At 40.9% G+C, this 12,154-nt stretch carries 10 protein-coding genes; 3 read left to right on the top strand and 7 right to left on the bottom strand.

Annotated elements, in window-relative coordinates; translation table 11 throughout:
• Positions 1-174: 174 nt before the first annotated feature.
• The 4 genes from ACYQ28_RS14085 to ACYQ28_RS14070 all read right to left on the bottom strand — a co-directional run bounded on the left by ACYQ28_RS14085 (position 175) and on the right by ACYQ28_RS14070 (position 5,564).
• Positions 175-489: an ArsR/SmtB family transcription factor gene (locus ACYQ28_RS14085; RefSeq protein WP_460051098.1), complete on the bottom strand. Its 315-nt coding sequence runs from the start codon at positions 487-489 to the stop codon at positions 175-177.
• Between the two features lie 262 nt (positions 490-751).
• Positions 752-2,065, bottom strand: coding sequence for a hypothetical protein (locus ACYQ28_RS14080; RefSeq protein ID WP_460051100.1), 1,314 nt, complete (start codon positions 2,063-2,065; stop codon positions 752-754).
• A 12-nt stretch (positions 2,066-2,077) separates the two neighbouring features.
• On the bottom strand, positions 2,078-2,902 hold the full coding sequence (locus ACYQ28_RS14075; protein ID WP_460051101.1) for an outer membrane lipoprotein-sorting protein: 825 nt from the start codon (positions 2,900-2,902) through the stop codon (positions 2,078-2,080).
• 52 nt (positions 2,903-2,954) lie between these two features.
• On the bottom strand, positions 2,955-5,564 hold the full coding sequence (locus ACYQ28_RS14070; RefSeq protein WP_460051103.1) for an efflux RND transporter permease subunit: 2,610 nt from the start codon (positions 5,562-5,564) through the stop codon (positions 2,955-2,957).
• Positions 5,565-5,888: 324 nt separating this feature from the next.
• Between ACYQ28_RS14070 and ACYQ28_RS14065 the strand changes: the two genes are divergently transcribed.
• Together ACYQ28_RS14065 and ACYQ28_RS14060 are read left to right on the top strand one after the other, a co-directional pair.
• Positions 5,889-6,218: a low molecular weight protein tyrosine phosphatase family protein gene (locus tag ACYQ28_RS14065; protein ID WP_460051105.1), complete on the top strand. Its 330-nt coding sequence runs from the start codon at positions 5,889-5,891 to the stop codon at positions 6,216-6,218.
• Between the two features lie 134 nt (positions 6,219-6,352).
• Positions 6,353-7,003 carry a hypothetical protein gene (locus ACYQ28_RS14060; RefSeq protein ID WP_460051107.1) on the top strand — a complete coding sequence of 217 codons (651 nt, stop codon included), beginning with the start codon at positions 6,353-6,355 and terminating at the stop codon, positions 7,001-7,003.
• Positions 7,004-7,178: 175 nt separating this feature from the next.
• Here the strand turns inward: ACYQ28_RS14060 and ACYQ28_RS14055 are convergent, their stop codons facing one another.
• Positions 7,179-9,359, bottom strand: coding sequence for a TonB-dependent receptor (locus tag ACYQ28_RS14055; RefSeq protein ID WP_460051109.1), 2,181 nt, complete (start codon positions 9,357-9,359; stop codon positions 7,179-7,181).
• Between the two features lie 541 nt (positions 9,360-9,900).
• Positions 9,901-10,524, bottom strand: a complete 624-nt coding sequence (locus tag ACYQ28_RS14050; protein ID WP_460051111.1) for a CGNR zinc finger domain-containing protein — start codon at positions 10,522-10,524, stop codon at positions 9,901-9,903.
• Positions 10,525-10,729: 205 nt separating this feature from the next.
• Here ACYQ28_RS14050 and ACYQ28_RS14045 point away from each other — a divergent pair, with 205 nt between their 5' ends.
• Positions 10,730-11,353, top strand: coding sequence for an FMN-dependent NADH-azoreductase (locus ACYQ28_RS14045; RefSeq protein ID WP_460051113.1), 624 nt, complete (start codon positions 10,730-10,732; stop codon positions 11,351-11,353).
• A gap of 183 nt (positions 11,354-11,536) precedes the next feature.
• Here ACYQ28_RS14045 and ACYQ28_RS14040 read toward each other — a convergent pair whose 3' ends face one another.
• Positions 11,537-11,947 (bottom strand): DUF2750 domain-containing protein, encoded by a 411-nt coding sequence (locus ACYQ28_RS14040; RefSeq protein WP_460051115.1) that lies wholly within the window; start codon positions 11,945-11,947, stop codon positions 11,537-11,539.
• Positions 11,948-12,154 lie beyond the last annotated feature (207 nt).

The following is a 12,154-nucleotide window of genomic DNA, read 5'->3' as shown; positions in this document are numbered from 1 at the left end:
AATAGAAGCTGCGAATTTATTAAAGAAGACTCGGAGCAACCCTGAGTTTCTAGCAATGTAAGGACGTGCCGCCAACTTCAATAACAATAAGTGATTGAAGTTGCGAAGAAATTGAAAGTTATGTTTGCAATTTCTGCCCTCTGATTAAATCGCAGAAGAGTTAATCAACTGTTCTTATAGATCCGGACAGAACTTGTCTTTTAAGATCATCATGATTTTTTCGATATCGGGATCATTAAGAGAATAATAAACGGTTTGGGCAACTTTACGATTTTTAACAAGGCCTTGTTTTCTAAGCACGGACAAATGCTGTGAAAACGACGACTGACTTAAATCGAAGGGTTCATGTAGTTGACCGACGTTCATTTCTCCCTCTGCCAAGCGGCATAAAATGAGCAGTCGATATTCGTTAGCCAAAGATCGTAGAAATTCGGCAGCTTTTGCCGCATCTTCCTCAGGTAGTTTTGGCATTTCTTTTGGCATTTCCATCACACTTTACCTGTCTGGTATTGAGTTTAACAAGCTTCCTATATTTTATGGGTTATATGAAGACCGTTATATTTTTATATTGATTTTAGCCCTTGCTTTTTGTTCATTTTTTGCAGCTATCAATGCGCAATAAAAGATATTTATTAAGTTAAGCTAGTGTTTAAATCAATAATTGTCTATCTTCACTCTAATATAGTCCCCGAAGTTATATTAACACCATTTTCATAAAAATCATCATTGTGGCGCCAATTTTAACCCTTTGTTAAAAGCTCAATCTCAATCTTAGATACGCATTTTTATTGTCCGTGAGTTGACCAAAAAAAGTATCTTCAGCGGCGCCATCAAACCAATTCATTCCTAGAGTAAAAAGCCAGCGATCATTCGGTCGATAACTGGATTGAATTCGCCAGTAAGTGTCTTCATCTGAGGGAGAATAGAAGGTAAAAAGTGAAAAACGAAGTTTTTCATTGGCGTTACGCCAGCTCAAACGAACTGTTGTCAGTGTGCGATTTTCTTCGGGTTCAAATTGTGGCTGTGCAGAAAAACGAATCAAATTATCGTAATTTAATGTTCGTTCTAAATAAATCTGAGCCGAGCCGGTTAGACGGGTAAATAACTCCCGTTCATAGCCCAGTAAAAATCGCCATTGACTGTTACTGATGAGCGGATTTCTTCCCGAGGAATCGTCAAGACTTCTTAAATAAGAGGTTTCAATATTCACCAAACCATTTTGCCAGGGAGACCTTGCAGAAAACCCAACGCTTCTAAGACGAGAAAACGTCAGTTCACCGTCGTCATCAACGGCATTGGGGCTTTTAAAAAAACCGTCGTAGAAATAGGCTGCAAGTTCGGTACTGTTCAGAGTTTTATAGATACGAACAGCGATTTCATCGTCATTGGGGGCGTCTGCTAGAAACTTCGGCGCGTCTATATTACCAATTTGCGGATTAAAAAAAGAATAATAATCACCTGTTAGGTAATTGTCAGAATCGAACTCAGGTACCCACACGAGATCAATGTTTAATGCAGAAAAGTAGCCTGACAACTTCACCGAGTCAGACGGAGCTTTTAAATATTCGTCGTCGCGTCCCGAAAAAAACGACTGCCAATCCTTTGGAAAAAAATCATTCAAAAATAGAAAATCGCCGGTGCCCCACGTTAATATTTGTCGCCCCGCCTTTAGATCAAAACTATTGAATGAATAGCTAGCCGTTAAATCACGAAAGTCACCGCGAAGATCACCTAAAACATGATCGTAGTAACTATCTGATTTAACCGAAAAAAGTACATCATTAAAATCAAACTTAGTTTCTAAACGCAAACGTATATCGGCGGCGCTGGTATCCGAATGAAACTCCGATTCGGTGATTCTCTGTCCAGCAAGTATTTCTCCAAATCCGGTAATTCTAAATGCGTTCGAATTTGCCTCTGGAGTTTCTTCGAGCCAATCATCGTCGTTCCATAAATCGTCTGTTTCGGTTGCTTGTTGAGCATTCACCGAAAAAGATAAAGACGAAATAAAAAAAATGAGCGTCCTTGCTCGATAGGACGCCTTTGTCAGCGTAAGAGGAAGCATAGTATCTAAATCCTAATTGGTAATTTTTAACCAATCTCTAGGTGGTGTACGTAAACTGCGTTCAGAAAAAATATCGTTAGGCAAGCCAAGGTTGTAATCGACAAATCGAAATTGCATTTCAGTAGCGCCGCCGTTTAACACATCTTCAACGCGTGAGTGAACAACGGTTGGTATGCCTTCGATTTCTTCTACTTTAACGGCGCTTACTTTTCGGTACAGGCGATCTTTAGAATCGTAAAAGTCTACTTCTAAGGGAATTTTTGTTGTTTTATCGATGTTCACAAAATAATGATCAAACTCCACCGTAGACGGATCTTTGGGTGTGCCTTTAATACGATAGCTAGATTCTAATTCTTCCACCAATTCATAGTTGTCGAGTTCAGTGTTTCGGCCAGAGACATCTTCGTAAAAAAAGTGCGAACCCACAAAAGACGTTCTCTTATCTCCGGCAGAAATTCGTTTCACTAAATCGAGACCCGGCAAATACAACCAACGATCGTCGTCGGTCTGGGTATGTTTTACGACTCTAAAAACGGTATCGCGGACATCGGCAGGGCGTGAAAAAAAAACCATGAGTTCTTGGTCTTTACCGTCTTCAATATCTTTTCTTAAGATAATAAATTGTCGAATTTGCGAATTACCGTTGGCATCAACGATCACCATGCGCGCCATTGATCGACCGTCATCGCCGGCGTAATAGGAGGCGAGTTCAGACTCTTTAACAATTTTACGTACGTCGATATCGGATTGAGCGTACACAGGTGACAATGCGATAGACGAAAAATAAATTCCGGTACTCAATGCCAATGCTTTTTTTACAGTATTTATGAATTGCATATTGATACACCTATAAAACGTTATTCTTACAGTGAATGTATGGACGAGCTTTTTAAGAAAGAACTCGTTTATGTATGGGTGCCACTAAATTGGGAATCATAATTAGGGTGACGACAGCCGAAATTGTCATAATGCTTGCCAATAAAACGCCCACCGTAATGTAAGGAACCAGCGGTGCGAATAACAATGGTGTAAAACCAATGGCAATGACAATGGCATTTCTGGTTATGGCTCGTCCGGGTTCTTCGAACATGGCTTTTAAGGTTTCTTGCCAATCTTGTTTGATCGCATAAATGGCTTTTAGGCGCTCGATAAAGTGAATGGCGAAATCCACTGAAATACCTAAGGTAAGTGCTGATAAAACGGCAATTGGCATGTCGTAGTCTTTACCGATAATTCCTATCACGCCGTAAATTAATGCAATGGATAACGTCAGAGGCATCATGGCAATCACACCGAAAATAATCGAACGGAATAAAATCGCCATAATAATAAATACAGTTACAAACGCACTGGCAAGACTGGCAAACATGCCAGAGACCATTTTTTCTTGCCAAATTAAATTGATGTACGCCTTACCCGCCCACTGATAGCTCATTCCTTCGGGCAAAGGATTTTTGGCAATGTAATTTTTAACCTCAGCAACAACAGCGCTCATGTCTTTGTTATCGCCACTGGTTAATTGCAACCACACCAAACTTTGATCATAGCTTTTATTCACAAAGTGCCATAGATCCTGAGGGCGATGGGACGATTGATACTGTAATAAGGTTTGGGCTACAGCGTTTGCACTGTTGGGTATGGTAAAGTCTTCGTCGTTACCAGAACGTAATTCGCGATTTACCGTCATCACCACATCGCTTAGGCTGTTGGACTTGCCAACCAATCCCGTTGTTTGTAGATGTTCTTGCAAGGTTTTTAAATAATTAAGCGATTCTGGTTGCAAAAATAATTGACCAGAACTGTTCAAAGTTTCTAATTGCGACAGTAAATCTGCCGCCTGCGCCGAAGACTCTGCATCAGAGCTGGTAAAACTGTAATCATCCAACGCAATCATTAAACTATTGGTAATGTTTTGAATGTTATTTGCATCCGGGCTCGAATATTCACCCAACGATTTTTCAATAATTGCTCTTAATTCTCCATCAGCAGTAGTTTGAGTTAAAGCAGAATTCAGTATGGTTGTTATTTTTTGGTCAGATGCATTGGATTTTTCAAAAATTAAATAAGCGTCGTAGGTTCCGGCAAAATGATTGTTTAGTACCTTGTCGGCTATTCGAATTTCGTGCGACGGCTTAAACCATCGCACAGGATTGTCGTTAATCTGAATTTTGCTAATACCATACGCTGACACACCACCGAGTACTATTAAGGTCAACAACCAAAACGGACGATGTGACACGGCCATCTGACCAAATTTTCTTACCGAGTTAGCAACTGCGGAGTTTTCGGAGTCGGTATGGGTTTCGGCAAGATTTTGTAGAGTTTTATTGCTTAGGCTGCAAAGGTAAGCGGGTAAAAATAAAATAGTCAGTGCAAATGCTACCAATATTCCAGAACCAATAAACACACCGAATATTTGTACTGGGGGAATTGGGGTTAAATATAGAGAGTAAAAACCGACCGCTGACGTTACCGAAGTATAAAGCATGGGTTGAAATAATTTACCGATTACCTCAGAAATTACCTCGGACGGATTTTTGCCTGGTCTGAAGCTGTCGGAGAATTCCGACAACACGTGTACCGAGTCAACAACTGCAATTGGCATTAAAAAGATCGCAATCATCGACGACATGATATGTACAGAGAATCCACAAGCGATCAAAGCACCCATGGTAATAATCACTGTCGCCATGGCAATAATCATGGGTGCAGTAATAAAGGCGATATTTCTAAAAAATACCCACAATAAAATAAAAATAACTAAACCCGCTAAAGGCGCAGAAATTGCCATTTGCACAAACATTTCGTGGCCGAATTGATCTTCAGCAACCGGTAGACCGGTAATGTGCCATTGATCGTTGGCATTACTGTTTACATTATTATCGATGTATTCTTTTATTTTCTCTGAAACTTGATAACTAAAATCTTTTTCGGTTAGAGGAACATAAATTATTGCCGCCTGACCGTCGTTTGAAACTAGCGTGTTTTTAAGAGTTGGTAATCTATTTACCGATGCTTGAATTTTTTGTGCTTGCTCAAGAGAGTCTGGTGGTGTTGCCATCATCCATTCGAAGCGAATGGTACCCGGCCCGGCTTGGGTAATATTATCTGCGGTCGACAGAGATAAGATATCTTCGTGAACAACTTCATCCAAACCATCGATAAAGTCGGTAACGGCGGCTAATTTCGCCAAAGTGTCCGGCTGATATATCGATTGCTCATTTACCAATCCAACCACTAACGAATCATGCATGGCAAAGGTTTGTTTTACCTGATTATGGAACATGCGCGCAGGATCGGATGCTGGCAACATGTTTTCTGGGTCGGTATCGGTCACAATTTTGGGAAACTGTGCCAGAAAAACAATGACAACTACCGCTAATATCCAAAAAATTGACTTTTTACGGGCGATAGAAAATTTTGCTATCGATAACGCCCGAGATTGTTCGTGTGGCGGCGTCGAGTTGGGTGTGGGCAGGTCGTTTTGAATATGATTCACGGTAGCTCTCTCTTATCGGTAAAAGCTAATTAAGATAAAAACGATTATATGTGGTGAGACAGAGACTGTCACCTAAAAGTTTCATAAAGGAGAGGGCGGTCACAAGGTAGAGATTATGCGTTTTTTAAAACAAAATGGACGATAGTGAGATTAATAGGTCGATCAACAAACCTAATATGAAAACCTCTAATTAGCTTATTCTTGTGTGCGATAAATTCTGGGTTTGGCAAAATTTTCTTTAAAGCAACCGAAACATAAAGATGATCTGTTCATGAATCAGTAACAGATACGGAAAAATTTTGAGTGTTAAATGAGTATTCTTAAATGACAAATTTTTTATTTATTTGCAGTCGCAATCAATGGCGAAGCCCAACCGCCGAAATGATTTTTAAAAAACGTTCTGGAATACAAGTTCGATCGGCCGGTACCAGCCCAAAAGCAAAAAGAACGGTAAATGCATCGGATATCGGCTGGGCGGATATTATCTTTGTTATGGAGAAGAAACATAAAAATAGATTAGTCGCGCAATTTCCAAAAATGCTTAATCACAAACCACTTTATATTCTCGATATTCCAGATGAATACCAGTATATGGATGCTGAATTAATTGATGAGTTAGAAGATAAGGTTAATACTGTTCTCGGAAATATCTAAATTACCGAGGTTTGTTGTCGAGTAAAATATATAAGCAATTAAATGCCCTAGTATTTCGTAATGTGTTAGGGATATTATGTGGCGTCATATAAGTGACTCTGATAACACTTTAGTTTATAGGAAATAGATTAGGTATGTTAAAAGTTTCTAAATATTACGCTGTTGCAATTGGTTTGTTGGTTGCAGGGTGTGCGCCGATGGATGAAAAGCGTAAAGCGCTTGAAAATAGCCTTGCTCCTGAAGAGCGTGCTTATTTAATAGGAAAGTTTTCTACGCAATGCTTTAGTAATTCAACGAAAACAAAATGTACACAAACATTTAACTTGATAGATGTTCATTACAAGAGTACTAACGGTGATGGTTTTATTGATAGTTTGTCTTCTGCTCACGGTGGTATCAGAAATAACTCTATTTACGACGAAATAAAACCCGAGTTTGAAGAGAAAAGCTTTTATTTTTGCCGAGTTTTGCCTGAGGGAGAGTATGCATTTTATGACCTTCGCTATTGGAATTTTGCTGGTGGTGGTAGTGGTTATTCCATGAAGAAGGCAGATCATTACAATGTCTCATTTAATTTAAAATCACAAACGGTAACCAACATCGATCAGCTAAAAGTAACTACAAATCAAGGTCTTCCAGGGCATTTAGAGTTAAGGCCGCTCAGTGAAGAGGAAGTGCAACTGGCTTTAGATAAATGTCCAGCAGAGGCAAAAAATAAACCTTTGGTTAATGCGCAGTTATGGTCTAAAACTTATCCGTCATCTTTTGTCAAAAGCGTTCCTTGAAAATTAATCGGAACTTATTTTTTAAAGTAAACTCGGGTCATATTCTTCCTGAATTGGTCCGAGAGAGATCTCAATGTTATAATTACCAATATTTCTACAGTTTTTATTTTCTAGAATTACTGGAGTTGCTAACACATCCTTGTGTCGCTGGAAACTCTAGGTATATCCGAGTCTTTTATAAATTAAACGAAGCCGAAAGCAAAACGGTTCTTGGATTTCCCAATACTAGGTAGTTTGCACCGGGAAAACCTCCAACAGATGCCCAATAATCTTCGTTAAATACGTTTTCTATACGTAAGCTAAATTGGGTATTTTTACCGAGAATATTGGTTTGATATCGGGTGCCTAAATCCAAACGATTCCAGCTGTCTACCTCTAGGGTGTTGGCTGCATCGGCGTATTGGCTGGAGGTATAAACAAATCGGCCATCAATACTGAGTTGATTGTTTAGTGCGTGTTCTAAATTAATATTAAATTGATGGTTAGGAATACCAACGGCGTCTTTGCCTTCTACACTCGCGTCTTGAGTATCTTTTTGATCGGCATCGGTGTAGGTGTATCCGCCGACAATTTTTGTATTGGCATTTAATTGACCAAAAATACTTAACTCAACACCGGTATTGACTTGCTTACCGTTTTCACCAAAGCGATTATTTTCAACAAAAAAGACGGGTTGATCAATTTGGTAAAGGCTTACAGATCCGCCAATGGTTTGGTAATCAAATTTAAATCCTACTTCAAATTGTTCCGATACCGAAGGTTCAAATACTTCGCCAGAATTGATAACGGCTTCGCCGCCACTCACGGTAGGTGCCGTTTCTCCTGCCGATAAGCTTTCTGCGTAATTAGCGTATAAAGAAATTTCGGGTAACGCTTTATACACAATACCTACAACCGGCGTGGTTTTACTTTCATCGTAGGTTGATGTGCGGGCGCCGGTGGTATTATCAAAAGCATTTACTTTTAAAGTTTGACTACGCAAACCTAAGGTTAACAGCGTTTTTTCATCGGGTAGGGTAATAATATCGGCAATCGCATAGCTGAAGGTATCGTTATCTTCGGTAACTCGTGGGTTATTTAAATCACCACCCAAAAAGAAATCCGCTGGTGGTATTTCTACGGTAAATGGATTATTTAAATCGCCACTAAAACCGGCAAAGTTTGAAAACGCAAAAGCATTTTTTGATTCCAGTGAATAGCGACTTACCGAGGTAATTAAACGATGTGCAACATCGCCGGTATTAAATTCAAAACGAATACCAGCATCGACAGAAATAATAGTATCTTCGCGGGCGTTATCAAATCGGAAGGAAGTTGTTGAACCGTCGGCAAAAGCGCTTGGGTTTGCTAATACGTTTTCTTCTTCACCGTCGCGGCCACCAATGGCTGCCCAAGCCGTAATATTGTCTTGAATATCAAACTCACCTCTGAATACACCGAATAATTGTTTCTCGTCGGTGAAAGTCCAGGGTTGGGCAAAATTGCTGTCGGCATCGGGTGTATCAGGAATTTCACCCAATGGCGTAACGCTTGGGCGTGGCGCATCAATATGATGATCTTGATAACCCAAATCCGCGGTAAAACGATAGCGATCACCACTATGGTCAAAACTGACCGACAGCGCATTCAGTTCTCTTTCTTGATCTTCAATAGAGGTTTCGCCATCGCGACGCACACCGCTAATGCGTAAGCCGCTGTTTTCGTTATTGCCAAATCGCACGCTGGTATCAAAAGCCGCTGAGTATTGGCTCGGAGCTTCTAATCCTAGACTGATTCGAGTGCTGTTATCACTGGCGCGTTTGGGTACCAGATTCACCGCGCCGCCGGTAGCGCTGCCGCCGGGTGCAGCACCGTTGATGAATGAGTTAGCACCGCGAAAGACTTCGACACGCTCAACGAGTTCGGCAGCGACAAACTGACGAGGCAAGACACCGTACAGGCCGTTAAAGGTCATATCGTCGGAGAACACCGGAAACCCGCGAATAATGTATACCTCTTGAAAGTTGCCGAAACCGCGGGCCGGACGCACGCTGGGATCGTTTTGCACAACATCGGCGATACTGCGAGATTGTTGGTTGCGAATAAGCTCTTCTGTGTAGGCCGTAGAGCTGAATGGTGCGTTAAGTAGATCAAGGTTACCTAAGATGCCTGCGCGGCTGCCGCGGGCGACTTGTCCGCCTGCGTAGGGACGTGTTTGGTAGATCTGTGAGCCATCGGCTTCAACAATAACTTCTTCGATGACCTTCGAGTCTTGTTCGGCAAACGATAGCGGTGCTAGGGCGACACCGACAGCGAATGCCAGCAAATTGAAGGGGAGAGAGAGCGTTGTGCCTAAAACCGATGGCGACCGTGTCATTACTTGCACCTAAATTTACATAGTTTGAAATTAGGCGGGATCTTATGACAACTTATATCAAATAAAAAGACTTCTCATTTGTATTTGATATTTATTTACACTAACGATAGAGACAAATTACAAGAGACTCTGATTAGTCTAGAGTTTCCAGCAACACCGGAATGTGTCGCCAATTTCAAGAACGGTAAGTGATTGAAATTGTGAAAAAATTGGAAATCGTATTTTAAGTTTCTGTCGTCTGATTAAATCATGGCTGAGTTAATCAGAGATTCTTAGAGAATTTATGCGTGCTTGAAAACCGATTTTCTGAATTTAAACGAGCATGTAATTAGAAATTAATGACTAAAAATAGATAGGAGTGAGCTTTTAAAGACAATTTTGAAGATAGTTTTAAGAAGAGGAACTCAGTGTTGAATATTGAATTCGATATTGAAAATTTATGGATGCAATTAGTTTTTGGAAGATCTCGACTGAACTCCTAGTACCAGCGAGTTCCAGTCGGGGAATTAATTCGCAGAACCAAAATGGTTTTGGCGCGAATTTATGGCTGTTGCTTTTTAGCTCTGTAAGCGGCGGCTTTGGCGCGGTTGCCGCAAACGGCCATAGAGCACCAGCGGCGTTTATGGTTTTTACTGATGTCTAAAAACCACAAGGTGCAGGTTGGGCCTTCACAATTTTTAATTAAGCCAAAATCAGACTCGCAAATTAAGCGACCCATTTCGCTGGCAACAGCGGCAAGTAGATCGTCAGCCTTATGCCAGTGGCGAATCTCATGGAATTCAAAACCACTGTGGGCGTCTTCGCTAATGCCTACCTGATGATATAAACGATCGCCGCGCAGTAAATCGTTTAAGGGTTTTAACTCTTTCAACACGTTGGCAGTTACTTCTTTACCCGCGTATTTTTTAATAAAACCCCGAAACCATTCACGCATATTGCGCGCACGTTCGGCCGCGTCATCAAGCTCCGCGTTAGAGAGTTTGTTATAGATCGTGTCGCGCTCTTCATCCGAAATTAATTCGGCGTGATGGAGCCAACTTACCAAATCATCCCCGTTTTCGAGCCATTCGATATCGTCACCCCATGGCGCGCAAATCGAGTTTAAAAAATCCAAAGCTGTGTTATCGGCGACAAGAAACGGATCTGGGCGTTGTAATTCGTTCAAGACCTTGTCCTCACATTTATACGATCTTGTAAACATAACCTGTCAATTGCGTATTGACAAGTTATCTTTTGTTTGGGTAACCTTTCAAGTTAAGTATTGATAGTTACTATATCGACGTTGGCTTTTCCAAGAAATGCCCAACAATGCTTTGATGTCTGTATAAAACCTAAAATTGCTGAATAGCTCTCATTGGAGAATTCGAACCATGGCTAAGTTGTTACACATTGTTGCGTCACCGCGCTCAGAATCATCACAATCTAACAAAATCGCAAACGCATACGTTGCTGCTCGTAAAGCACAAGATCCAAGTTTAGTAGTGCAAACTCTAGACCTTTGGGCTTGTGATCTTCCTGAATTTGATGGCGATAAAGCTGCTGCGAAGATGACTTTCTTCGGTGTTGGCGAGATGGACGGTCAGCGTCAAACTGCCTGGGATAAAGTCGTTGAAGTGACGCAAAACTTCATTGATGCTGATGAATACGTATTTGCAGTTCCAATGTGGAACGGCGGCGTTCCATACAAACTCAAGCAATACATCGATATCATTACTCAACCAGGTTTAACCTTCGGTTTCACTCCAGATGACGGTTACTTCGGTTTGTTAAGCAACAAAAAAGCCGCAGTATTTTATAGCTCTGGTGTATTTGCTCCTGGTGTTGATGCTAAATACGGTAGCGACTATCACTCAACCTACCTAAACTGGTGGTTAAACGTTGTTGGTATTACCGATATCGGTACCGTTCGCTTCCAACCTTCTTTGGTAACTGCTGATCCGCAAGGCGATTTAGAGCAAGCCATTGAGCGTGCCAAAGAATTAGCGGCGTCTTAATCGTTTTCATCTCTAACGATTAATGCCATAAAAATACCACCTTCGGGTGGTATTTTTTTGTCGTTAAGCAGGCATTAATATTTTTGGTAATTTTCTATAACTGTGAGTTTGCAAAAGTGGTACAGGTGTCTCTGATTAATTCAGGCAAAAACTAAGCAAATACTTTCGTGTTCGGTCATCTCTTTAACCATCCATCCGGTACTCACCGGCGTCGATCATTCCGGTTAAAATACTCAACAACTGATGAGGTGAAATAATACAGCCTGCTTTTGTCGCGCTTGGCATAATTTCAACAGAAACATCTTCTTCTATTAGCATTTCAAGCGTGTGATACAAAAAGTCTTCCAAAGACTCAGCCTGAGGCTTTATGTCGGTATCGCTAGTATTTAACGCTTCTGTCGCAAATTTGTTGTAGGGCCACACCGGCATAACTTGGCTGCCGTCGGCGAGGGTTTTAAAAATCCATTCTGTGCCGTCGTCTAAACCCCAAACTTCTTCCGTTTCAAATACCCGCGTTAAAAAATATTCCAACTGTTGCTGATCGCTAAATTCAACACTACCCAAGTATTCATTCTGATAAGGCGCATAACGCATAACATTCTCCTAAGAACCTGTACGGATAGATCACAAGCCAGACTATTTTGAAAACGATAGTTGTCGTCGTATTGAATTCATTCAATTACTTACAATCAGCAAGAAGCGATCCATTCAATGACGCTGATAAATCAATTACTTAGGGTCTGTATTTCAGAAGAATATCGTTCAAAAAGGGATCTGATTGTCGGATTTACGACAAGAGAA

Source organism: Sessilibacter sp. MAH1 (genome assembly GCF_054658315.1).
The sequence above is the reverse complement of the archived record's forward strand: the minus strand, read 5'-3'. Positions and strand labels throughout refer to the sequence as shown.

Coding starts and splice junctions, on each gene's coding strand:
- ACYQ28_RS14085 (WP_460051098.1), bottom strand. CDS start 489: ATGGAAATGCCAAAAGAAATGCCAAAACTACCTGAGGAAGATGCGGCA.
- ACYQ28_RS14080 (WP_460051100.1), bottom strand. CDS start 2,065: ATGCTTCCTCTTACGCTGACAAAGGCGTCCTATCGAGCAAGGACGCTC.
- ACYQ28_RS14075 (WP_460051101.1), bottom strand. CDS start 2,902: ATGCAATTCATAAATACTGTAAAAAAAGCATTGGCATTGAGTACCGGA.
- ACYQ28_RS14065 (WP_460051105.1), top strand. CDS start 5,889: ATGACAAATTTTTTATTTATTTGCAGTCGCAATCAATGGCGAAGCCCA.
- ACYQ28_RS14060 (WP_460051107.1), top strand. CDS start 6,353: ATGTTAAAAGTTTCTAAATATTACGCTGTTGCAATTGGTTTGTTGGTT.
- ACYQ28_RS14055 (WP_460051109.1), bottom strand. CDS start 9,359: ATGACACGGTCGCCATCGGTTTTAGGCACAACGCTCTCTCTCCCCTTC.
- ACYQ28_RS14045 (WP_460051113.1), top strand. CDS start 10,730: ATGGCTAAGTTGTTACACATTGTTGCGTCACCGCGCTCAGAATCATCA.
- ACYQ28_RS14040 (WP_460051115.1), bottom strand. CDS start 11,947: ATGCGTTATGCGCCTTATCAGAATGAATACTTGGGTAGTGTTGAATTT.